This window comes from Paenibacillus gallinarum (assembly GCF_014836635.1).
In the GTDB taxonomy this organism is placed as follows: Bacteria; Bacillota; Bacilli; order Paenibacillales; family Paenibacillaceae; genus Paenibacillus; species Paenibacillus gallinarum.
The window spans coordinates 204,808-227,068 of sequence record NZ_JACSQL010000010.1; the positions used below are offsets into that span (position 1 = coordinate 204,808).

The 22,261-nt window shown below is 42.3% G+C and carries 20 protein-coding genes; 15 read left to right on the forward strand and 5 right to left on the reverse strand.

Translation table 11 applies throughout. From position 1 onward, the window contains the following. Positions 1-13: 13 nt before the first annotated feature. Both H9647_RS19360 and H9647_RS19365 read right to left on the reverse strand, forming a co-directional pair. The gene (locus H9647_RS19360) at positions 14-1,981 is read right to left on the reverse strand and encodes a PTS mannitol transporter subunit IICBA (RefSeq protein ID WP_191803037.1); all 1,968 of its coding nucleotides are present in this window, start codon (positions 1,979-1,981) and stop codon (positions 14-16) included. Further along, positions 1,978-4,113 (reverse strand): BglG family transcription antiterminator, encoded by a 2,136-nt coding sequence (locus H9647_RS19365; protein ID WP_191803039.1) that lies wholly within the window; start codon positions 4,111-4,113, stop codon positions 1,978-1,980. The genes H9647_RS19360 and H9647_RS19365 overlap by 4 nt, the downstream gene beginning before the upstream one ends. Positions 4,114-4,517: 404 nt before the next feature. Between H9647_RS19365 and H9647_RS19370 the strand changes: the two genes are divergently transcribed. Then, positions 4,518-4,937, forward strand: coding sequence for an organic hydroperoxide resistance protein (locus tag H9647_RS19370; RefSeq protein ID WP_191803041.1), 420 nt, complete (start codon positions 4,518-4,520; stop codon positions 4,935-4,937). 117 nt (positions 4,938-5,054) lie between these two features. Here H9647_RS19370 and H9647_RS19375 read toward each other — a convergent pair whose 3' ends face one another. Further along, complete coding sequence (locus tag H9647_RS19375; protein WP_191803043.1) at positions 5,055-5,219, reverse strand: hypothetical protein; 165 nt, start codon at positions 5,217-5,219, stop codon at positions 5,055-5,057. Positions 5,220-5,432: 213 nt separating this feature from the next. Between H9647_RS19375 and H9647_RS19380 the strand changes: the two genes are divergently transcribed. Beyond that, positions 5,433-5,765 carry a hypothetical protein gene (locus tag H9647_RS19380; protein WP_191803045.1) on the forward strand — a complete coding sequence of 111 codons (333 nt, stop codon included), beginning with the start codon at positions 5,433-5,435 and terminating at the stop codon, positions 5,763-5,765. A gap of 121 nt (positions 5,766-5,886) precedes the next feature. Here the strand turns inward: H9647_RS19380 and H9647_RS19385 are convergent, their stop codons facing one another. Continuing rightward, complete coding sequence (locus H9647_RS19385; protein ID WP_191803047.1) at positions 5,887-6,723, reverse strand: zinc ribbon domain-containing protein; 837 nt, start codon at positions 6,721-6,723, stop codon at positions 5,887-5,889. A 356-nt stretch (positions 6,724-7,079) separates the two neighbouring features. Here H9647_RS19385 and H9647_RS19390 point away from each other — a divergent pair, with 356 nt between their 5' ends. The 13 genes from H9647_RS19390 (at position 7,080) to H9647_RS19450 (ending at position 22,024) form a co-directional block, all read left to right on the forward strand. After that, a complete protein-coding gene (locus tag H9647_RS19390) occupies positions 7,080-7,550 on the forward strand; it encodes a GNAT family N-acetyltransferase (RefSeq protein ID WP_191803049.1) in 471 nt (156 codons plus the stop codon). 247 nt (positions 7,551-7,797) lie between these two features. After that, positions 7,798-8,349, forward strand: coding sequence for a TetR/AcrR family transcriptional regulator (locus H9647_RS19395; protein ID WP_225229429.1), 552 nt, complete (start codon positions 7,798-7,800; stop codon positions 8,347-8,349). Between the two features lie 76 nt (positions 8,350-8,425). Then, positions 8,426-9,640 carry an MFS transporter gene (locus H9647_RS19400; RefSeq protein WP_404822642.1) on the forward strand — a complete coding sequence of 405 codons (1,215 nt, stop codon included), beginning with the start codon at positions 8,426-8,428 and terminating at the stop codon, positions 9,638-9,640. A gap of 85 nt (positions 9,641-9,725) precedes the next feature. After that, positions 9,726-11,324 (forward strand): acyl-CoA synthetase, encoded by a 1,599-nt coding sequence (locus tag H9647_RS19405; RefSeq protein ID WP_191803053.1) that lies wholly within the window; start codon positions 9,726-9,728, stop codon positions 11,322-11,324. 333 nt (positions 11,325-11,657) lie between these two features. Next, on the forward strand, positions 11,658-13,394 hold the full coding sequence (locus H9647_RS19410; protein WP_191803055.1) for an ABC transporter ATP-binding protein: 1,737 nt from the start codon (positions 11,658-11,660) through the stop codon (positions 13,392-13,394). Beyond that, positions 13,387-15,228 carry an ABC transporter ATP-binding protein gene (locus tag H9647_RS19415; protein ID WP_191803057.1) on the forward strand — a complete coding sequence of 614 codons (1,842 nt, stop codon included), beginning with the start codon at positions 13,387-13,389 and terminating at the stop codon, positions 15,226-15,228. Before H9647_RS19410 ends, H9647_RS19415 begins: the two co-directional genes overlap by 8 nt. Positions 15,229-15,910: 682 nt before the next feature. Further along, positions 15,911-16,294, forward strand: a complete 384-nt coding sequence (locus tag H9647_RS19420; RefSeq protein ID WP_191803059.1) for a hypothetical protein — start codon at positions 15,911-15,913, stop codon at positions 16,292-16,294. Positions 16,295-16,404: 110 nt separating this feature from the next. After that, positions 16,405-17,088, forward strand: coding sequence for a response regulator transcription factor (locus H9647_RS19425; protein ID WP_191803061.1), 684 nt, complete (start codon positions 16,405-16,407; stop codon positions 17,086-17,088). Positions 17,089-17,102: 14 nt separating this feature from the next. Then, complete coding sequence (locus tag H9647_RS19430; protein ID WP_191803063.1) at positions 17,103-18,149, forward strand: sensor histidine kinase; 1,047 nt, start codon at positions 17,103-17,105, stop codon at positions 18,147-18,149. A gap of 147 nt (positions 18,150-18,296) precedes the next feature. Further along, the gene (locus H9647_RS19435) at positions 18,297-19,082 is read left to right on the forward strand and encodes an ABC transporter ATP-binding protein (protein ID WP_191803065.1); all 786 of its coding nucleotides are present in this window, start codon (positions 18,297-18,299) and stop codon (positions 19,080-19,082) included. Further along, on the forward strand, positions 19,069-21,012 hold the full coding sequence (locus tag H9647_RS19440; protein WP_191803067.1) for an ABC transporter permease: 1,944 nt from the start codon (positions 19,069-19,071) through the stop codon (positions 21,010-21,012). The genes H9647_RS19435 and H9647_RS19440 overlap by 14 nt, the downstream gene beginning before the upstream one ends. Before the next feature lie 24 nt (positions 21,013-21,036). After that, a complete protein-coding gene (locus H9647_RS19445) occupies positions 21,037-21,378 on the forward strand; it encodes a YxeA family protein (RefSeq protein ID WP_191803069.1) in 342 nt (113 codons plus the stop codon). 292 nt (positions 21,379-21,670) lie between these two features. Further along, positions 21,671-22,024 (forward strand): hypothetical protein, encoded by a 354-nt coding sequence (locus H9647_RS19450; protein WP_191803070.1) that lies wholly within the window; start codon positions 21,671-21,673, stop codon positions 22,022-22,024. Positions 22,025-22,077: 53 nt separating this feature from the next. On the opposite strand, the gene H9647_RS25850 is transcribed toward H9647_RS19450, so the two are convergent. After that, on the reverse strand, positions 22,078-22,261 hold a 184-nt coding region (locus H9647_RS25850), incomplete at its 5' end, for a hypothetical protein (RefSeq protein ID WP_225229420.1).

The following is a 22,261-nucleotide window of genomic DNA, read 5'->3' on the forward strand; positions in this document are numbered from 1 at the left end:
GATTTGGTATTCTTTATTCTCCGAAAATGCTGTAAATTTCATTAGGATCTTTGGATTGTGCCAGTCTTGTTACGGTAGATTCGTCTTCAATAGCTTCTGCAATTTTCGTGAGAATCTGTAAGTGTTCTCTACCTGCTCCAGCAATCCCGATAACGAGATATGCACGGCCGCCTTCGAATTCAACACCTTCTGGATATTGATGAACGACAATACCACTTGTTTTAATTTCTTTCTTCGCATCGCCTACTCCGTGAGGAATCGCTACACCGTTACCGATGTATGTAGTTGCTACCCCTTCGCGTTCAATCATAGCATCCACATAATGTGGTTTTACATAACCTGCTGCAACAAGGGATTCACCCGCACGGCGGATTGCATCTTCCTTACTTTCGGATGGAAGCTGAAGTACAATGTTTTCTTTACGTAGTACGTCGCCGCCTTTTGTATCTTCGGAAGTTTCTTTCACTTCTTCAGGAACCGCTTTGTCTGCTGCACCAGAAACATCTTCTTTTGCGTATTCAGGTACAGGAGAAGTACTTTGTTCATGTTTTGCTTTTAAGTCGGCAATTAATTTGTCATAAATCGGATTGTTAACGAAGTTATCAATCGAGACGTGAATAGCATTAGGTGCTTTACCTTTAGCTCGTGGTGTCAGGTTCTGCTGAGTAACAACAATGTCTGCATCGTTTGGAATATTCTCGATTGCTGTGTTTGTTACATCAATTGGCAGACCAGCTGCTTTTACTTTTTTACGGAAAGAAGTAGCACCCATTGCACTTGAACCCATACCTGCATCACATGCAAAGATAATTTTCTTGATTTCTGCTTTGTCATTCAAGTTAGCTGCTGGAGCATCTGTGATTCCTTTACTGCTTTTTTTCATGCCTGCAACTGCTTCTTTTGCTTTTTCCAGGTCTTGTTCATCTGCAGAAGATCTGCGCAAGAATAAGGAAGAGAGCAAGAAAGATACAACAACAGATACAAGAACACCCGCAAGAATAGGGATATAAGAACCTTTGGCTGACATCGCCATAATCGCAATGATACTTCCTGGAGAAGATGCAGCAATTAGACCTGCATCTAGCATGTTAAATGTGAATACACCAGCCATACCAGATACGATGACAGATACGAACATAATTGGTTTCATCAGGACATACGGGAAGTAAACCTCATGAATACCACCGAAGAAATGAATGATTGCTGCGCCCGGTGCTGATCCTTTAATTGAACCTTTTCCGAAAATGCTGTAAGCAAGCAGTACACCAAGACCTGGTCCTGGGTTTGCTTCAAGCAAGAACATGATCGATTGACCCGTGGATTCTGCTTGTTGAATACCAATTGGACTCAGAATTCCATGGTTAATTGCATTGTTCAAGAACAAAATTTTTGCTGGTTCGATAAAGATGGATACTAGCGGGAGAATTCCCCAGTTCAGCATCGCATCTACACCAGAAGCCAATAGGTTAGTGAATGTAGCAACGACAGGTCCAATACCGTAAAGTCCTGCAATGGCCAAAAGCATACCGATAATACCGGCAGAGAAGTTATTTACAAGCATTTCAAAACCAGAAGGAGTTTTGCTTCCGACATATTTATCAAACTGCTTGATTACCCATCCGCCGAGCGGACCCATAATCATGGCACCGATAAACATCGGAATATCAGCTCCGACAATAACTCCCATTGCGGCAATGGCACCTAGTACCCCGCCTCGATGATCATGAACGGCTTTACCGCCGCTATATGCAATCAGCAATGGAAGAAGGTATTTAATCATTGGATCCACAAGGGATGCCAGTGTAGCATTCGGGAAATAACCTGCCTCAATAAAGAGAGCAGTCAGAAGCCCCCAGGCAATAAAGGCACCGATATTCGGCATAACCATTGCACTTAGAAAGCGTCCAAATTTCTGAGTTGCTTGTTTGATATTGCCCGTTTTTTTAGGGACAGATTCGCTAGTAGCTTCCAGCGTACTCATATTTGTTCTACCTCCATTGTGTATTGTTCCATTTTTCGTAAATATAGATCTTTCAAAATACCTTGAATTTCTTTCGTTAGGGCAGCTTGGCGAGCTACACTTAAACGAATAGCAAAGCCAGGACGGTCTATCAGTGATTTGCTGACTTCGCTTGCCGCTTCCAGATACGTACGTTCGCTTTGTTTTGGTGCTAATAAAATGATGGCAGCATAGAGATTTGCATCATTTTCTGAGCCATATGTCAGCGGTTCCTTAAAGCGAATAATACCAAGAGCTAAACGATGAATAACGGTCGATCTGCAGTGCAGTAAAAAGATTCCCTCAGTAGAAAGAATCGTTTCCCCAAGACGTTCCCTATCATGAAGTTCGAGGCTGAGCGTAGAAGCTTCTTCTTCCTCATTCGTAAATTGCCTAGCAATCTTATCGATCAGCTCATTAATCGTCCTAGATTCCACCTGATCTTCAATCACCAGATTATTCATGAGATCTTGAATACCTTGAATCAGATTCTTCTGCTTTTCCAGCGTATCTGGTAAATAAGCGGGTGCTTCATTTGAAGCAGGCCGAAGATCTGGTAATGGTTCAAGATGTTCTAGAGCAGTTCTTACGTTTTTCATATCCGCTTCTCCAAGAAGAGGGGATACCCTGACTACTTGTCTTTTGCTTGTTAAATCTACTGTGGAGATAACCAGATCGACTTGTTCATCAAGCTCACTGATCTCTGCAGCAGAGATGGCATCGACAACTTGAAGAGAAGGGAATTCTTTTCTTATTCGGGTTTGGAGAAGACTAGAGGTGCCCATTCCGCTTGCACATACGATTAAGACACGAACCGGTCGTTCTCTGTACTTAACTCCTGCATACTCCGACATCGCTCCGATGTGGAGGGCAATGTAACCGATTTCCGCTTCCGGGACAGGTTTTTCTAGATAATCTTCTAGAACTTTGGCGCACTTTTTGGCTACTTTATAAGTGGTAGCGTATTGCTCCTTAATCTGAGAGAGCAAAGGGTTACGAATATCGAGGCCAAGCCTTAATCGCTCAATAGCAGGACCTAGATGACTAATAAAACCATAGAAAAGCTTGCTGTTGCTTTTTAATTCAAAACCCGTTTCCGCTTCCGCTTCTTTAAGAATTTTTCGTGCCAGTCGAACGAGCTCAAAACTGACATTCTCATAAGCTGCTTCTGATTCGGCTTCGGTTTGAATCCTTGTCTCAGCACCCTTTAGGTGCATAGTAATATAGCCAACTTCATCTTCGGGAATCGTTAGACCAAGGGCTTCCTCTAAGCGTTTCACAAGCATCTGAGCTGCATTGAAATCAGGGTGCAATCGCAGTTCGCTAAGTACGCTTGGGGGAATAATGATACGCTGCCCTTTTTTGATTCTCTCGATCGCAAGAGCGAGGTGGACGGCGAGTCCGATAAAGGCGCTGTCTGTCAGCTTCATCCCGGTTCTTTCTTCGAGCTCTGTCAAATACTTTTCAATAATCACAATGGTACGATCTTCAACAAGATTCAAAAGGCGGTTTCGGATATGTTGTTGAATTCGTCCTATTTTTTGACCGCTTTCATTCAGCGGGTCGCGAACCAGACGAATGAGTTCATACTCATCTACACTTTCATGAAGCAGATGAATGAGTGCGGCCCGGTAATCTTTTTCCGTGCCTTCTACATAAATACCATATCCAGGTTTGCGCATTAACTTAATATGAAAGGCTTCGAGCCAACCTTCTATAAGATCCAAATCGTGGCTGAGCGTACCTTCCGTTACTTTAAATCTTGATGCGAAGTTGAAAAGTTTAATAGGTTCAGAACTCAGTAAAAGCTCACTAATAATAAAATATCGGCGTTCATCTCGGGAATAACTGGTGGGTGCTTTAAAGCTTTCGATCGCGTCTCGAACGGATTCGAAAGCAGAAGGTTCTCCTTCAAGCATAAGACCAGCTCCGGGTTTACGGTTTAGCGTAAGAGCATAATCGCTGAGCCATTTTTCCATAGCTGACAGCTCGCGTTTAATCGTCTTTTCACTAACATCCAATTCATCTGACAGCTCACGTACGGTTACAAAGCGGCCTGGCGTTGCAAGAAGAAACCGGGTCATTTGAACCGTTCTTTCACTAGGTTTCTTCATGAATCCACGCTCCTTGTAAAAAGTATACGAAAAACAAACTGGCCAGAATGTAAGAAAACGATATCAACTTGCAGCTTGAAATTTATAAGGTTTTTTTACTGGAGTCAATAAAAATTGTAAACAAAGCCCTTGACAAATTCAAAGGAAAGATACTGGGGTTTGACCCCTACAACCTAGGGACATATCTAAAAAGGACATAGGTATTGTTCGTTAATTGAGAAAACGTTATTCAGAATTTCTGAAAAGAGTAAAGAAAGCGAAATACATTCATTTTAAAAAAAGGATTTACTTTCAATATTAGATTGTGTACAATTGAATTGTTAGCAAGTCGATTAAAGTTAAACGAAATGAATTAAGATGGATCGAAAAAACAATACATGGGTAATATAAAGGAGACTAAAACGATGAAAACATTATATGAAACAACCGTGATCAATACAGGTGGACGCCAAGGGTTTGTACAATCTCCAGATAATACATTCCTGCTGGAAGTTGCAGCCCCGCCTGAACTTGGAGGGAAAGAAACGACAGCGACCAACCCGGAACAATTGTTTGCTGCGGGATACAGTGCTTGCTTTAACTCTGCACTAGAATTTCAATTGAAGAAGAATCAAGTAAAGATTGAGAAGAGTACAGTAACAGCGACGGTTATGTTAAAAGCAGATCCTGAGGATAACGGAGTTAAACTAGAAGTCGAACTGAACGTTCGTATCGATGGACTGGATGAGGAAACAGCACAGAAGTATGTGAAACTAGCTCATGATTACTGCCCTTATTCTAAAGCCATTAAAGGAAATGTAAATGTTACTGTAGGTCTGGAATAAGCAGACTATTTAAATAGAAGAAACTGGATAGAAGTGATTCACGATATCTATAAAAGAAAACGGAAAATGGATGCCATAGCGGTATCCATTTTTTTTGATTGGGATTAGTACCCATACTTACGTATTCCATTTTTCCTGTTCTTTTTTCTTTTCCATGTCCTGACGCCATTTTTCATCTCTCTCGAGAGCTTCTTTCACATAGTCCCGCGGCGGAATTTTAGAATTAATGTTAAGCAACAAGAAAATAATAATGATTAAGAGTAAAAGTATCAAAAATACCATGTTTGCGCCTTCTTCGTATACGTACTAACAATTGAGAGAACGATAATTCTGTGTTATATTAGCGTTTCATTTTAAGGTGATTATATGGTAATTTTTAATGGTTAACCTTAATAATACCATTTTTATGTTATTTACGAAGGGCTATGTTTTAAAAAGGGGAGAAAAGAAATGTATAAAGGAGTGATCTTCGCCTTCTTTTGTGCGATTCTCTTATTGTTTCAACTTGAAACTGCTGAAGCACAGGGAGTAACAATTACGAAGGTACAAGCAGATAGTCTTAGTACGATTTCTGCTAAGATGGAGCGGGTAAACAACCCTGATGAGGGTAAGGGATTTTCATTATCAAACGAATTAAGGGAACAGATAATAGATAAGTACGGTCTTGAACCGCCAGAGCCAGTAAAGCCGAAATTTACAAGTGACTGGGGCATAATCTATGGTGATATTATGATGAGTTCTGGCAAACCTGCGCTTCAGCTGGGACCGAATGCCTCAAGAGATCTGGCCAAGCTATTTACGTACATAATAATGATCGCTAATCTATAACTAGGAATACGACGAAAATCCCTCTGTCATTCCATCAAGGTTATTACCTTGTCAGATGATCAGGGGATTTTTTATCTCGCTAAAGATTCTTTGTTTTCTAAACTTAGGGTACGGATTACGACTATAAAAAGCTGGCCATCATGCCGCCAAGCACAGACATTACAATAGAACTAACAATTTTGTAGATCAGATAGAACAAGATAAGGTTAGCAATGATCAGCGCATAAGTGACATCTACTGTCTGGTGGTTCTTCTGCAAAACTGGATATGTAAAAATACTTATATTTACGGCTACAAAAGCAATGAGAAAGGCAATCCCCATTAAAACTAGGGAGAGGGTTGTAAGATGCACCATAAACAGGAGATTCGCTAGTAGAATTGATGCTACAGAAGGAATAAGCAGGGTTCCATATCCCGCTGCGACCTGCTTAAAGTCCGCTTTTGTTCGGTATAGCTTTGTCATACCGTAAACAATGGCTAAACCAACAAGCAGTGTAATTCCTGTAAACAGTAAGGGTTTCATAAACCCGCTCATAAAGCTGGCGCCATACCCAAAGCTGACTCTGTTCAGCACAAGCATGGAGAAGAGAGCAGTAAGAATCGAAATCAAGCTCATTGTAATATAGCTGTGTAGTGCATGTGCGGGTTGTACATTTCGCATCGTTTGGTAAGGTCTTATCAGCGCTTTTACAAAAAAGGAAAGATACTGTCTGCTTACTTCTGCAGCTTGCTGAACCCGTTCGTTTTGCCCGAGTGATTGCAGGGGATTGGCTCTTCCTTCAGCTGCCACTTGACCTCCTCTTGTTACGGAATCTCTGTATCCATCCTGAGTGGAAAACCTTGCTTCTTCATTGCTGTCTGCGTGTGACGGATTCGTAATCCTTCTTCTACTGGCGGCACCGCATTCTGCGCAGTAGGCACCTTGTCCGTTTTCATAACCACAATTCTCACATCTCATTCAATAACCTCCTATAAAATGATTACGCCCGAGTATCCTTCTATCAGTCTACCGAACTAGAGCGATAGACTACCTCGGACAGAGGTTATATCGGATAGAAAGGTAAAATATATAATATTTTACTAATTTGAATCAATTTTATAATACCTTTCGTTGCTTTAATCATGTATAGGATTCGGACATAAAATCGCAAGTTTTTGCAAATAGACAGCGCATTAGAACATGCCAATAAGACCATCATCCGAGTATAATTATAGAAATATGTTCCAAAATACACCTGATCTATGTTGAACAGTTTGATACACTAAATTATTCTTGTTCAACATCGATGCAAAAAATCAGCGGAGGTACTCCTTATGCCCGATATGCTTGTGAAACTATATGACTTGCCTGAAGTAGAATCATTGAGAAGTTATGGACAGCGTACAGGGGTTACGATCCGCCGTGCGATCGCACCAGAGAAGCACGTTGTTGCTGACTGGGTGGGAAAGCATTTCGGAAAGGGATGGGTAAGTGAAGCCGAAGTAGCTTTTTCGAGGTCGCCTATTACCTGTCTTGTCGCAGTAGAGAACGGTAAGATGCTTGGATTTGCTTGTTATGACGCTACAGTTAAAGGTTTTTTTGGTCCTACCGGAGTGGATGAGAAAGAGCGTGGACGCGGAATTGGAAAAATGCTGCTGCTGTATGCGCTGGATTATATGAAGCAGGAAGGCTACGGATATGCGATTATTGGAGGAGCAGGGCCGACCCAATTTTATGCAAAAACAACGGGTGCTACCGTGATTGAAGGTTCTGTTCCTGGAATGTATAAAGGGATGCTCTCGTAAGAGTGGATTGAAATGCACCCATTTATTGTATGGTTAAAAAATAGTTAGGAATAGAAAAACCCCTTATAATTGCTGAGAAGATACGATCTTAGCGAAGATAAGGGATTTTATATTTACGTCCAGTTATTCCATATATTACAATTATACCGAACAGTCGGTTTAGGGAAAGGAGACGGTTCTCATCGAGATCAAGCGCAGAAAAGATGCAACTCAGATTAAAAAAGATATCGCTCACCAGATCAAGGATCTGTTTTCACAAAAGGGGTACAATGCTACGTCAATGGAAGAGGTTTGTCGGGTTACGGGCCGAAGTAAGGGCAGCATCTACTATCATTTTAAGAGCAAAGAAGAGATGTTTATGTATCTCATCAAGCTGAATAATGAGGAGTGGATGGAAGCCTGGATGGCCAAGGAAGCAGCACATGAGACAACCCAGGAAAAGCTCTTTGCCCTAGCGGATCACTATGTTGATGATATGAACAATCCACTCTCTCATGCCGTTAATGAGTTCATGTCCAGCCAAGTCGTCACGGAAGATATGCTAAATGATATGTTAGAGGTGACACGGCTTCCTTATAAGACGTATGAACAGTTGATTACAAGAGGCATGGAGCGCGGGGAGCTAAAGAAAGAAAGTCCGACTGATGTGATGTATGTACTTAATGGACTAATAAACGGAATGAGTATGCTTTATTACGAGAAAGATTTAGAAGAGATACGGCGTATTTACAAAAAAGGAATAGAAATATTGCTAGCCGGAATAGAAGCACCTGCCGAAAAGATGACAGAAGAGAACTGATGGGAAAGATCAGTTTTTCTTTTCTATATTAATGGACCGAACAGTCGGTTTAAAAAGTGGGCGAAGGAGAGAGAAAATGAATCAACTACTGCGCAACAAGTCATTTTTAATCGTAACGGGTTCTGATTTATTGCAAAATCTCGCAATTTGGATACGGAATATGGCGATCTTGTATTTTATTGTAGAACAGACAGGGGGAGACCCCTTCGCTGTTTCACTCATTACGGTTTTGGAATATGTCCCCATTTTCGTTTTTTCCTTCATTGGCGGGGGATTTGCAGATCGCTGGAATCCTAAAAAAACGATGATATGGGGTGATGTCTTAAGCACACTTTCCATTGTTCTGATTCTCGCCTTGTTCTGGGCCGGGTACTGGCAGGTGCTGTATGCAGCAACTTTTGTATCCGCCATCGTGAGCCAGTTCTCCCAGCCATCCTCCGCTAAAATCTTTAAACGGAACGTTCCTGAAGAGCACGTTCAGACCGCGATTGCACTTACACAAAGCCTTCATTCACTGTTTATTATTGTGGGTCCTCTGCTTGGGACATTCATCTATACCACTCTTGGACTGCAAGCCTCCCTATATACCTTACTCTTCTTATTTATCTCGTCCGCTGTATTGCTTACTTTTTTGCCTTCAACTACTGTGGAAAGAGAAAAACAGAAATCTTTATACGAAGATCTAATGGAAGGGTGGCGCTTCATATTAAGAACGCCTTCTCTAAAATGGCTTGCCGTAGTTTTCGCCATTGTAGGTCTCGCAGAAGGATTAGTCAGTCCCTTACAGATTTTTATCATTACCGATAGATTAGAACTGGATGCGACTTATGTTTCCTATCTTTCGGGAGTATCAGGTCTCGGACTGCTTATAGGAAGCGGAATGGCCGCCTTTATAGGTCAGAAAATAAATCAAACGTTTCTTCTTGTTGCAGGAATATGTGTGATGGCACTTACTACCATAGGTGAAGCTTTATCTACTGCGTTTGCTTTGACTCTTACGATCAGCTTTTTTGGTGCTATCAGTTTAGCTTTTATTAATGTGGTCATCTCGACGTTTATGGTTGCACAGGTTGAAGAGAACATGATTGGCCGAGTCAATGGAACCATTATGCCGCTATTTATGGGAGCCATTCTGATTGGATCTTCGATTACAGGTCTTCTCATGAATGCGACTTCTTTACTTACGGTTTACCTGACTTCAGCAGCTATCATTTGCGTAAGTGTGCTCCCAGGTTTGTTGATTCGATTTAAGAATCCAGCTGTTAGAGACGAGGAATTAGAGTCCCCATAAAGCTCGATCTAGAAATCTAATTATTAGCACCAGGTACTAAATAGTGATATAATGGTCCTAATACCTACATGACATTAAGGAGACGATGAGCGTGAATTACGAGCACTGGATTGCACCGGAACAATATAATATGACATCAGAAATGGAACATCATCCGGCTGAAAACGTTGCACTCAAGTGCTTGGATGAGCATGAACATGAAGAGGAAGTAACTTATGGGAATTTGCTGAAAAAAGCAAACCAAATTGCAGGCGGCCTTGCAGATCTTGGTCTAACAAAAGGTGACAAGGTACTTGTTATGGTACCAAGAAACGTAATTGCGTACGCAATATATATCGCTTGTTTGAAACTCGGTCTTGTTATTATTCCTTCTTCTGAGATGCTCAGAGCCAAAGACCTTTCTTACCGGCTTGTACATTCGAAGGCTCGCGCTGTCATTGTATGGTCCAGTGTGACGGACGAAGTTGATAAGATGGAAGAAACGATTCCTTCCTTGGTATACCGAATTGCGGTATCTGCTAAACCAGGAGAAGAAAAAGCCGGATACCGTATGCTGAATGAACTGATGGAAGGACAACCAGAGGTGCGCGAAGCAGTAAATACACACCGGGATGATCCAGCTATTTTGACGTATACATCAGGTACAACGGGAAATCCCAAGGGCGTTGTTCATAATCACGGTTGGGGTTACGCTCATCTGCGTATTACTTCGTCTTGGCTTGATATAAAGTCGCAAGATATGGTGTGGGCTACGGCAGCCCCTGGATGGCAAAAATGGATCTGGACCCCCTTCCTTTCTGTACTTGGAAACGGAGCAACGGGATTTGTGTACAGTGGTTCGTTTGAGCCGAAACGATATTTACGGTTCATGCAAGATTACAAAATAAATGTGCTTTGCTGCACCCCTACGGAATATCGGTTGATGGCAAAACTTGATGGATTAGGTCATTATGACTTATCCAGCTTGCGCAGTGCAGTATCTGCAGGTGAGCCGTTGAACCTCGAAGTGATTAGCAGCTTCCAGCGCCATTTTAATATTACGATTCGTGATGGTTATGGACAGACCGAAAGTACATTACTTATCGGTAACCTAAAAGATCTGCCTTTCCGTAAAGGATCGATGGGCATGTCCATGTCACCAGGACTTGTTCAGGTAGTCGATGATGAAGGACAGCTGGTTCCGCCTGGAGAGGTAGGGAACATTGCTGTTCATACGGAAATGCCAGCCCTTTTCAGTGCCTATTATTTAGATGAGAATCGGAAACAGGCGAATATAAAAGGGGAGTATTTCCTAACGGGAGACCGCGCAAGCATCGATGAGGAAGGGTACTTCTGGTTTGAAGGCCGCGGGGATGATATTATCATCAGTTCGGGTTATACGATTGGACCGTTTGAAGTGGAAGAAGCACTCATGAAGCATCCGGCAGTGAAAGAATGTGCTGTCGTAGCAAGTCCGGACGAGACAAGAGGGCATATCGTGAAGGCGTTCATCGTGCTGCAAGAGGGCATCACAAGTTCCAATTCTCTCATCAAAGAAATTCAGCATTATGTAAAAGAGATAACAGCACCTTATAAATATCCGCGCAAAATTGAATTTATTAGTGATCTACCCAAAACAAGTTCAGGCAAGATTCGCCGGATTGAGCTTCGTAGTTTGGAGAAACAAAGAGCAAGTCAGGCGTGATATATAAAATGGGGGATTTTGATTCTCGCTTATAATGGAACGGAAGAACCTTTATTATAGCTTAAAGGCTGCTTAGAAAATCCCGGCAGTTTAGACCGTAGGTAAACTAGCTTAATCTAGTTTTGCCTACGGTTTTTTATTTTGGTAAGACCAGAGTGAACTGAAAGTATCTTAATTTTTGATTTTCCAACTTTTTCTAGGTGAATTTTTCTGAAGTGAAGAATGGGGTGGATGTATGCGCTATAATATGGATATGAGTGTATTATTTGGGGTAAAAGTGGAGTAGAGACATTTAGATTATGATTATACGCTTTAAACGTCGGAGGAATGAATATGGCCCTAGTGTTTACTTATTTACGGAAATACCGGGTGGCCGCAATCGCTGCACTTTTTATGTTGCTGCTCGAGCTCACGGTAGAACTGATTCAACCTTACCTCATTCAGAAGATTATTGATGATGGAATTCAGCAGGAAAACCTGACCGTTGTATGGAAATGGGGCGGATTCTTGCTAGGTAGTGCGGTAATCGCCTTTGTAGCAGGGATATCGAGTTCTTTTTATGCAGCGCATGCCAGTCAGGGTTTTGGATCAGATCTTAGGGAAGCTTTGTATGAAAAAGTACAGGCATTTTCTTACGCGGTTTTTAACCGCTTTGCTACGTCTTCGCTTATTATTCGGCTCACTGGAGACATTACGCAAATTCAGGACACGGTATTTATGAGCTTGCGCTTCGCAACAAGGTTACCGCTAGTTGTCATCGGCAGTGTCATTATGGCACTGATCGTCAATGTGAGATTGGGATTGTTTTTAGCTGTCACGGTACCCGTCTTGCTCGTTTTTATTTTCTTCATTATGAAAAAGGTATCTGTTCTCTTTAGGAACGTACAGAATCGATTAGATGAAGTGAACGGAGTAGCGCAGGAAAACCTCATTGGTATACGGCTTATTCGTGTATTTGTGCGTATGGGTCACGAGGTAGAACGATTTGGTCGTTCGATACATAAGTTAATGACTTCAACGATGTCAGCTCAGCGTCTCGCAGAGACAACCATGCCTTTTATTATGCTTCTCATGAACGCAAGTGTTCTGTTTATCTTATGGTTTGGACGCAAAGAAATTGTAGCAACGGGCAGTGCTTCTCTTGGGGAAGTCGTTGCCGTGATCAACTATGCCGTTCGTACAATGGGGGCATTATCGATGCTGTCATGGATCGTAGCAACCTTCTCCCGGGCAAATGCTTCCGTAAACCGGATTCAGGAAGTGCTGCTAATGGATTCGGATGTGTACGATACCAAGGAGAGTTCAATTTCTCCTAGTAAGGCAACATTACAAGGAACCATTGAGTATAGAGGCGTTCATTTTCATTATCCAGAAGGGGAGATGAATGTCCTAAGTGATATTACATTTCAGGCGAAGCCTGGTGAACGGATCGCTATTATGGGTGCAACGGGATCGGGAAAAACTTCGCTGGTTCAGCTGCTTCTCAGGTTATATGAGCCAAATGAGGGGACTATTACGATTCAAGGTCACGATATTCAAGAGATGCCGGTGGAACAACTGCGAGACGCGATTGGTTACGTACCGCAGGAAGCGGTCCTATTTACCGGTTCAGTGCGTGACAATATCGCTTGGGGGAATCAGAGTGCAAGTCTTGAGGAAATGGAAGAGGCCGCTCGCAAAGCGCAAATCCATGATACGATCCTCTCCTTGCCAAATGGCTACGATACCATGCTTGGCCAGCGGGGAGTCAACCTGTCAGGTGGACAAAAACAGCGTCTATCTATTGCCAGAGCACTCGTTCGTCATCCGCAAATTTTGATTCTCGATGACAGTACAAGTGCGCTTGATGTGAAGACGGAAGCTGCCCTTTTACATGAGCTTAATGAATTATCCTGTACGACATTTATTATTACACAAAAAATATCATCTACTTTATCTGCAGATCTCATTTTACTGCTCGACGAAGGAAGACTGATCGCGAGTGGTACACATGAGCAGCTGCTTATAGAATCATCTTTATATCGCCGCATTTATGAATCCCAATACGGACAGGAGGCGCAGCATGCTTAAACAACTAGCCGAACCGTTTCGTCAGGAACGTTCCGAGGCACTGAAGGATACGGATCAACTTGGACAGGGAACCCGTAAAAAAGCTGTCAAAGCGAAAAATTGGTCTTGGACACTGCGCCGAATATGGGATTATCTCGCAAAAAGAAGGCTTAAGCTGATTTTGGTACTCGTTATGGTTGTTCTTACTTCTGCCTTAGCTTTACTTGGACCTTACCTCATTGGTACGGCAGTAGATACGTATCTCGAAGGAGAGGGAGAGAGTACATGGGTGTATTTTTTAGTTGCGCTCGGCGGTGTCTATCTTCTTCATCCACTCTTTGCTTTCTTGCAGAACATTTGGATGATTGAAGTTGCTCAGGAAACGGTATATCGGATGCGTCATGATTTATTTGCACATCTTCATAGATTGCCTATTCCTTTCTTCGGTAAGCGTCAGCAAGGCGAGATTATGAGCAGACTTACGAACGATATTGAAAATGTCAGTGCAACCTTGAATGGTTCCATTATTCAGATTACTTCCAGCATTTTGACGCTCGTAGGAGTTGTCATTGTTATGCTAACTCTAAGTCCGCTGCTGACGCTGCTTACTTTTACCGTCGTTCCTTTGATGGCCCTTGGTATGCGCTGGATTACAAAACGAACGGGTCCTTTGTTTAAGGAGCGTCAGCGTAATTTGGGGGAACTGAACGGATATATTGAAGAAACCTTGTCCGGACAGCGAATTATTAAAGCTTTTTCTCAGGAGGAACGAGTTCTTACTGCATTTAAAGAGCGAAATGATCGAATTCGTCTATCTGGTTTTTGGGCACAGACGATATCGGGATTCATCCCCAAGCTGATGAATGGGCTGAACAATCTTAGTTTTGCCATTATTGCAGGGATTGGCGGGATTATGGCGATCTCAGGTTCGATTAGTGTCGGCGTCATTATTATTTTCGCTGAGTATGCGCGGCAGTTTACAAGACCGCTGAACGATCTGGCGAACCAGTGGAATACGATCTTATCTGCGATTGCAGGGGCGGAGCGAGTCTTTGAAATTATGGACGAAGACCCTGAGGTAATAGATGAAGCTGGAGCTAAGAAACTCGATCATGTAGAAGGTGCAGTGAAGTTTGAACATGTCTCTTTTGGCTATGAAGAAAAGGGAGCCACCCTGCAAGATATTTCTTTTGAAGCCAAACCAGGGGAAATGATTGCGCTTGTTGGGCCTACGGGGGCAGGTAAAACCACGCTGATTCAGTTAATCTCGAGGTTTTATAGTCCAGATCAAGGGACGATTACGGTAGATGGTCAGGATGTAACGACCATTCAGCGGAAGAGTTTGCGGTCTCATATGGCATTTGTACTGCAAGATTCATTCCTTTTTGAGGGAACGATTCGTGAAAATATCCGCTACGGTCGCCTGGATGCTAGCGATGAAGAAGTAGAGCAAGCGGCAAAGATGGCTAATGCTCACTCTTTTATCACTAGACTGAAGAAGGGCTACGACCAAGTACTGCATGCCGATGGGAGCGGAATCAGTCAGGGACAAAAGCAGCTGCTCGCTATTGCCCGGGCAATGCTCGCGAATCCTGCTATGCTTGTTCTCGATGAAGCGACCAGCAGTATTGATACGGTAACGGAGATTAAGATTCAGGAAGGATTGCAGCGCCTGATGCAGGGCCGAACGAGCTTTGTTATTGCTCATAGGCTGAATACGATTCGCCAAGCAGACAAGATCCTTGTGATGCAACATGGGAAGCTGATTGAGCAAGGGTCGCATGAGGAATTGCTGGAGGCGAACGGATTTTATAGTGAGTTGTATCATGGGCAGCTGAAAAAGAACGTGGTGTAGGGAATAGTGATTCGTGAGGAGAAACAGGTTCAGTGTTCTGTGCTCAGCGAAGGTGGGAGGGGAAACAGGTTTACGAGTTTTGTGCTCAGCGAAGGTGGAAGGGGAAACGGTGTTCACGAGCTGTGAGGTTAGCGTAAGTGGAAGGGAAAACGGTGTTCTCGAGCTCTGTGCTCTGCTTGTTTTGTCTGGACGAAGTATTGCTTCGAAGTAGGAGGTCCAGCCAAAGCCAAAAGTCGCCCAGATCTCGAGACCACCTAAATCCCTGAAGTTACGCCATTTGGAATCTGCAAAGTAGAGAGGAAATACAGCTCCCCCTGATACGGGGTGGGGCAGGGGACGACGTTGCTTATTGTAGTGAAGCAACGTGTCTAATGATAGATGATTACTGGTGCGCGGAAGGAAGTACGGTGTTCATGAGATCTGTCTCAGCGTAAGTGGAGGAGGAACGGCGATGTTCATGAGCTCTGTGATTAGCGTAAGTTGCAGGGGGGACGGTGTTCACGAGCTCTGTGCTCTACTTGTTTTGTCTGGACAATGTATAGCTCCGTAGTAGAAGGTCCAGCCAAAGCCAAAAGTCGCCCAGATCTCGAGACCACCTAAATCCCTGAAGTTACGCCATTTGGAATCTGCAAAGTAGAGAGGGGAGTTCATCATAATAAAAGCCTGTACTACTATTAGCCTAGTGCTCTTTTTATTTCTTGGATTAGTAGCCTGTGGGAGTGAACCCAACGCCAAGTTACCTACACCCGATCAGGTAATACGAGATGCTGAGATATCAGCCTCTAACATTCTATTAGGTGATGCAGCAGAGAAGGATGAAAAAATCCTTTTAACCCCTCTAATTTTTGACGAATGGGAAGTGAAGTTTACAGAGGGTAAGGAAGAATTGAAAGCGGAAATCACTGCCATTATCGGTGATAAGCTGTGGGTTTCAGATATGAAAAAAACAATTACACTTCATTACGAGTTGAATGAATCCACACAGTGGGAAGTTCAAGGAGTAGATGTAAATGATCCCACCATTCGTGTAATACCACGTAGTGAACAAGCAGTAGGATCTTTCTGAGTTTTTCCAGCGCTTTAGCATGACATTAAACGTGTTGAATAAAACAATGAGGCAGCCGATACAATCATCGACTGCTTTTTCATTTTTTAAATAGAAGGAGGTTCATTTTGATGGAGTTTACTATATTCGTAGTTGAAGATGATAATGCGTTATTTGAAGCGCTTAAAACAGGGCTGGAATCTTGGGCGTTTCGTGTGACGAGACCGAGTGATTTTGAAGAGGTCATGCATTCGTTTCTTGATCAGCAACCTCATCTTGTTATCATGGACATCACGCTCCCTAAATTCGATGGTTTTCATTGGTGCAGAGAAATTCGCTCCGTATCCGAGGTGCCTATCATTTTCCTATCCTCACGCGATCATCCCTTAGATATGGTCATGGCGCTTAATATGGGGGCGGACGATTTCGTCCAGAAACCATTTCATACCGATGTGCTCTATGCCAAAATCCAAGCTATCCTTCGCAGAACGTATGCTTATGGGGACAGCCAGACAGATATTCTCGAATGGAACGCTGCCTTGATTGATTTAAAACGGGGCCTTATCCGAAACTCAGACGCGGAAGCAGACTTAACAAAAAACGAATTCTTCTTGTTGATTGCGTTGGTGAAGGAAAACAATGTTGTTATCTCACGAGATGACTTGATTCGTAAGCTATGGGAAGACGAGCAGTTCGTGAACGATAATACCCTTACAGCGAATATCACCCGTTTGCGGCAAAAGTTAGAACCGCTTGGACTTTCCGACGCGATTGTGACAAAGAAAGGGATGGGTTATATGGCCGTCACTTTATAAGGAGGGATAGTGTAATGTTAATCCGTTACATTGGTTCAAGAAAAAGCTGGATTTTGCTGTTTGTAGGGCTGCTGGGTTTAACTGATTTACTTATCCTTATCGAGCAAGGAATAAGCGTGAAATTTACATCTATCCTTTATTTAAATGCGCTTTATCTTATTTTATTTGTTGCTTTTTTTCTATGGCGTTACAGGAGAGAAACAAAATATGTGGCAACGTTATTGAATCTACAAAAAGAGATGGACTCGGACTGGGTTGAGAGCCTTCCCGAACCCGATAATGAACTGGATCGCATAACGAACGATGTATTACGAAAGGCTGCCTACCAATTCAAACGTAAGCTAGCTCAATTAAAAGAAGACCAGCTGATCGAAAATGATTTTACTGCCTCCTGGATTCATGAGGTGAAAACGCCTCTTACCGCTATGAAACTGATTTTAGACGCACGAAAAAGTGATCCAGACCTACGTAGAATGGAATTAGAATGGTTACGAATTCATTTGCTCATAGACCGTCAGTTGTATATGTCACGTCTTCCTGCCTTGGAATCGGACTACATGCTTGAACGAGTATCTATACAACGCCTTGTTGCAGAAGAAATTCGGGAACTGGCTCCTTGGTGTATGGAGAAAAATTTGGCGGTCAGCATCGAAGGAGAAGATGCCCTAGTCGTTACAGACCGTAAATGGTGCCGCTTCATCATCCGGCAATTATTGACGAATGCCATTAAATACAGTCCCGACGACAAGGCGATTACATTCATGACAATGGTGACGGAAAAACAGAATGTTATCCTAGATTTGATTGACGAAGGTCCAGGGATTCAATCACATGATCTACCTCGTATTTTCGATAAAGGGTTTACAGGGGTGAATGGAAGAATTCACAATGCTGCTACGGGACTTGGACTCTATCTTGCCCAAACGGTAGCAGAGAAAATAGGCGTTGCACTTTATGTCCTGCCAGGTCAGACGCAAGGTACGACGATGCGAATCACTTTTTCAGATCCCAATGCATTCGAAACGATTAGAAGAGGACAAGAGAACAATATTCCGTTATAAGCAGCCAAGATCATTTCTTGACTGCTTTTTTTATGAACGTGACGAATTTGTCATCTACCTGTTCGGCTCGTCACCTAGAACGTACGACAGGCCGGAAGTTCAGGCTTACACTTAAGCTACAATCGAATTTGGGAGGTACAACTAAACATGAATGCATGGAATGAACAAGAAACGGTTTTACACGCTCGTAACGTTCAGAAATCATATGGTTCAAAGGGCGGTGCCCAACAAGTATTAAGAGGAATCGATTTACGTGTTCTTCGCAAAGAATTTGTAGGAATTATGGGGCCATCTGGTTCTGGAAAGACAACACTACTGAATGTACTTGCGACGATAGACCGGACAACGGACGGCACGATTTTAATCGAAAATGAAGATATCTCTACGATGAATAACACCGCTCTTTCGGCGTTCCGTCGTAACAAGCTTGGGTTCATCTTTCAAGATTACAATCTTCTTGACACCCTGACAGTAAAAGAAAATATCCTCCTGCCATTATCACTTAGCAAAATAAGCAGACAGCAGGCAGAGAACGAGTTCACAGCGATAGCAGATGTGTTAGGAATTGAGGAACTTTCGCAAAAATACCCGTTTGAAATATCAGGTGGACAAAAACAACGCACTGCAGCAGGCCGTGCCCTAATTCATAAGCCTTCCATCATCTTTGCAGATGAGCCTACGGGTGCTTTAGATTCCAAATCTGCTTCCTCATTATTATCAGTAATGGAGGAGGTGAACCGGGAAAGAAAGGTCACGATTATCATGGTCACGCATGATCCAGTCGCATCCAGTTACTGTAACCGTGTCGTGTTCTTAAAGGATGGGAAGATCTATTCCGAACTGTATCGCGGAGAAAAATCTAGACAGTCATTCTTTAAAGAGATCCTTGATGTCCAGGCTGTTTTAGGGGGCGATCATATTGACAGTATTTGAATTAGCACTTCGCAGCATGCGGCAAAATGTGAAGCATTACTATTTATATTTCTTCGCATTAATTTTCAGTATGAGTCTGTTCTTCGTTTTCTCTTCCCTGCAGCATGATCAGCAGGTTCAGTCCATGCTGCAATCTAGTGATCGATTTATGGTAGCTTTTCAGTCTGCAGCTGCCCTGCTTGTTGTAATTATTATCATCTTCACCATCTCTTCTAACCAAATTTTCCTACGCCGGCGCAGCCGTGAACTTGGATTGTATCAGCTGATCGGTCTATCCAAAGGCTGGGTTGCTCGTTACTTAATCATTGAAAATGTACTACTCGGTTTGGGTGCACTAATCGCAGGGATTATCTGCGGAGCATTAGTATCGCGTTTGTTTGTCCTGATCTTAATGAAATTGCTTCGTTTGGATGGATTGCCTGCCATTGACTTTTCCTTACCCGCAACTTTTGATACGGCAATCGTCTTTGTTCTCGTCGTTGTTATTACTTCCATTCAGATGATGATCATGATATATCGCAGTACACTGTTACATTTATTTCAAGCTGAGCAGCAGCCTGATTTATCCAGTCAGCCACCGTCTAAATTAGCATCTATTCTTACAGCTATTTATGCCGTGCTGGGTATTGTGCTTATTGGTTATGGCTATGAATTGTCGGGTCGAATGGTCGATGAACAGTTAACTTTAAATGCGCTCTTGGTACTTGTATCTACGATAACAGGGACATATATATTGTTTCGGGTGACGATCCGATGGTGCTTCTTTTGGCTTCGCAAACGGAAAAACGGGAATCTTGGCTTGAATAATAGCCTGTCACTTGCTCCGCTGATGCATCGAATGAAAGGGAATGCCAACTCGCTTACCTTGATTACAATATTGTCGGCATTAACAATCACCCTGGTAACGATGGCTTATTCTGCTTACTATTCTGCGGAGCAAGAAACCCGGATGGTGATGCCTTATGACTTTTCATTTGAGAACAGGCAGCTGGATGCAGAGTCGTTCACAACGGAACTTGAACGGGAAGGGATTAACTTCCTCTATTTTCCCATGGAGGCGTTCCGAACCACTGGGGTTATTCTTAATCCACTTGATGAATCCAGTCGCATAGAGAGAAACTTGTTATGGCTTCCAGCTGAACAGCTTCAAAGAGCAGGGGAAAAGATATCCGTACCTTCATACGGAGAGGCTGTAGAATACAGTGCATTTGCTTATAACGCATTTGACGACATTGATTTGTCAAAGCGTTACCCAACAAAAATCGAATTGGAGTCAAATGGACAGACAGAAAGCTATCCGTTAAAAAAAGTGATTGTGGAGAATCTTGTGAATTCTAATATATCTGGTAATCAGCTTTTAGTGTCTGAAAATACCTTAAGAGAAATTGAGGAACGCCTGTCCGGTACGGCCGGTTATGAAAGAGTACAGCTAGACACGTACCGTGTTCCAGACATAGAAGAACTTGCTTTAGCTTCCTCCCTGTATCAGAAATATAATCTTGATGAATATTCTACGTCCGATTTCTATTCACAATATAAACAAGCACTTGAGATTTCCGGACTGTTTATTTTTATAGCTGCCTTTCTGGGACTTGCATTTCTTGCTTCTACCGGCAGTATTCTCTATTTTAAACAAATGACGGAGGCAGAGCAGGAAAAACAGAGCTTCAAGACGCTTCGGCAGCTTGGATTTGACGAGAGGATGATCATGAAGGGCATTGCGCGAAAGCAGATGGTAGTGTTTCTTCTCCCACTGTTTATTGGTGTACTGCATTCGATCTTTGCGATGAAAGCTGCCTCATTCATTATTATTTCAAACATTACCATTCCAACTGTTATTTCAATAGGTGCCTATACAGCCATCTATTTTCTATTCGCTCTCTTCACGCTAGGTTACTACCGAAAAATTATTAGAAACGTTATGTCATAAAAACGATGAACGGAGGTATATTTCATGAAAAAAATAGTTGTTTTTGTCCTTATCTTTGCAGTGATTTGCTCAGGTCTATATATAGCATACAAACGGGATTTTGATCAGTTCAATCCACTGTATAAAGAACAGTATGTATATGCAGCAATTACGAAGCCAGGTAAAGTCGAAGGTAAAGAAGAACGTATACGCTACAGATACAATCTGACAGGTACCACAGCGCAGGGCGAGAAGAAGAAGATTACTTTCTCTTCAAGTAAAGAACTGGAACAGGAATCCTATGTTAGAGTGCTTTCCAAGGGAGCGTATACGAAAGAATGGATTTTAATAAAAAAAGAAGATATTCCAAACCAGGTTTTGAAATAGGTATTTGTGGATCACAGGTACAATATGAGATGAGATTACGAGTAGATAATAGAAAAAATCCGCTATCCAAAGTGGATATAATGGATATCTAATCTATGGGCCTGTCTTTATATAGGTAGGCTCAATTTTTTTGATACCCACAGCCGCTTGAGAAAATAATAATCTGATAGATCATTCATTTAACTTACGGGCGGTTTGGCGTAACAATATTCCTTCTATTTTCGTTACTAATAATAGAGGGGGAATTAATATTATAAGGAGATATATTTTAGGAGTCTCACTGACGGTATTTTTGTTATCGGGATGCACGACTGTTGAAAAGGGTGCCGTAAATAATATTGTCCAAGATATCCGAACAGAAGCAATAGAAATTACCGAAGAAACAATGACAGGCTATTTGCAGCACATTGATACAAAAACACGTGTTGCTAGCTTAGATATTACAAATTGGGTGAACCGAGGTAAAACGGAAGCTAATGATATGATGTATTCGAAAAAAATCACTTATAATGAGAACACTGTTTTTCAGGATGAGTATGGATCAGTCGTCTATACAGAGGATCTGAAAATAGGTGAGAAGTTAGCTGTACGGCACCTCGATGAGAAGCAAGACTTTGTACTTATATATAGAAGAAATAGATTGTGATGATGACTTGTATACTACATAATTAGCATCAAAAAAATGGTTATCAACTTTTTTTAAAAAAGGACTTGCATAATTAATATCAGCATGGTATATTCTAATTCCGGCCAAGAAGTTAGCCAGTAAGCAACACACTGAATAACAAGTTTCATAAATGAAGTTGAAAAACTTCGAAAAAAAGCTTGCATTTCTGAACCGGACATGATATTATATAAGAGTTGCTGACGACGAAAGTTGTTA

Coding starts and splice junctions, on each gene's coding strand:
- H9647_RS19360 (WP_191803037.1), bottom strand. CDS start 1,981: ATGAGTACGCTGGAAGCTACTAGCGAATCTGTCCCTAAAAAAACGGGC.
- H9647_RS19365 (WP_191803039.1), bottom strand. CDS start 4,113: ATGAAGAAACCTAGTGAAAGAACGGTTCAAATGACCCGGTTTCTTCTT.
- H9647_RS19370 (WP_191803041.1), top strand. CDS start 4,518: ATGAAAACATTATATGAAACAACCGTGATCAATACAGGTGGACGCCAA.
- H9647_RS19375 (WP_191803043.1), bottom strand. CDS start 5,219: ATGGTATTTTTGATACTTTTACTCTTAATCATTATTATTTTCTTGTTG.
- H9647_RS19385 (WP_191803047.1), bottom strand. CDS start 6,723: ATGAGATGTGAGAATTGTGGTTATGAAAACGGACAAGGTGCCTACTGC.
- H9647_RS19390 (WP_191803049.1), top strand. CDS start 7,080: ATGCCCGATATGCTTGTGAAACTATATGACTTGCCTGAAGTAGAATCA.
- H9647_RS19400 (WP_404822642.1), top strand. CDS start 8,426: ATGAATCAACTACTGCGCAACAAGTCATTTTTAATCGTAACGGGTTCT.
- H9647_RS19405 (WP_191803053.1), top strand. CDS start 9,726: ATGAGCGTGAATTACGAGCACTGGATTGCACCGGAACAATATAATATG.
- H9647_RS19410 (WP_191803055.1), top strand. CDS start 11,658: ATGGCCCTAGTGTTTACTTATTTACGGAAATACCGGGTGGCCGCAATC.
- H9647_RS19415 (WP_191803057.1), top strand. CDS start 13,387: ATGCTTAAACAACTAGCCGAACCGTTTCGTCAGGAACGTTCCGAGGCA.
- H9647_RS19425 (WP_191803061.1), top strand. CDS start 16,405: ATGGAGTTTACTATATTCGTAGTTGAAGATGATAATGCGTTATTTGAA.
- H9647_RS19430 (WP_191803063.1), top strand. CDS start 17,103: ATGTTAATCCGTTACATTGGTTCAAGAAAAAGCTGGATTTTGCTGTTT.
- H9647_RS19435 (WP_191803065.1), top strand. CDS start 18,297: ATGAATGCATGGAATGAACAAGAAACGGTTTTACACGCTCGTAACGTT.
- H9647_RS19445 (WP_191803069.1), top strand. CDS start 21,037: ATGAAAAAAATAGTTGTTTTTGTCCTTATCTTTGCAGTGATTTGCTCA.